At 71.9% G+C, this 897-nt stretch carries 1 protein-coding gene; it reads left to right on the top strand.

What is annotated here, in order from left to right; translation table 11 throughout:
- The coding region (locus tag D7X12_RS41590) for a non-ribosomal peptide synthetase (protein WP_147444008.1) at positions 1 to 897 on the top strand (897 nt) is incomplete at both ends.

Below are 897 nucleotides of genomic sequence, written 5' to 3'. Positions count from 1 at the left end.
GGCAGGTCGGTGAAATCTGGGTGTCGGGCGCGAGCGTGGCGCAGGGGTACTGGCGCAAGCCGGAGCTGAGCGAGACCACCTTCCACGCGCGTCCCGCGGGTGTGGTGGACGGGCCGGAGTACCTGCGTACGGGAGACCTGGGCTTGCTGCGGGAGGACGGGCAGTTGCTCGTCACCGGGCGGCGGAAGGATTTGATCATCCTGCGCGGGCGCAACCTGTATCCGCAGGATGTGGAGGGCGTGCTCGAGCGCGCGGATTCGCGTGTGCGGCCGGGCGGCGTGGCGGCGTTCTCCGTGGAGACGACGGCCGGTGAGGCGCTGGCCGTGGTGGCGGAGGTGAGCCGGGACCTGGCCGAGTCCGCGGACCCGACGGTGCTGGCGGCGGTGGCGAACGGGTTGAGGCAGGCGCTCTCGCGCGAGCTGGAGGTGCAGACGCACACGGTGGCGCTGCTGCCTCCGGGCGCGGTGCCCAAGACGTCGAGCGGGAAGATCCAGCGCTTCGCGTGCCGCGCGGGGCTCGTGTCGGGTGAGTTGTCCGTGCTGTGGCGCAGTGAGATGACGGGCGCGGAGCCGTTGGTGCGGACGCCGGTGGCGCAGCCCGGCACGGTCGCGGATGCAGCGGTGGTGGAGCAGACGGACGCGACTGGCGCGGCGGCCAAGGGCTCGATGGCGGAGCACGTCGCTTCGGTTGAGACTTCATCGAATGCGCAGCCGGCGCCGGTCGCAGCGTCCCCTTCCCGCTCCGTGGAGGAGCTGGAGCGCATCCTCCGCGAAGAGCTCACCGCGGTCCTCGGCGCGGAGGCGGGCCTTCAGGCTTCGGATGTTCCGCTCACGCAGTTGGGCATGGACTCGCTCGCGGCCGCGGACCTCCAGGCTCGCATCGAGAAGCGACTCGGGG

The sequence above is a fragment of the Corallococcus sicarius genome (genome assembly GCF_003611735.1).
GTDB classification, from domain to species: domain Bacteria; phylum Myxococcota; class Myxococcia; order Myxococcales; family Myxococcaceae; genus Corallococcus; species Corallococcus sicarius.
The sequence above is the reverse complement of the archived record's forward strand: the minus strand, read 5'-3'. Positions and strand labels throughout refer to the sequence as shown.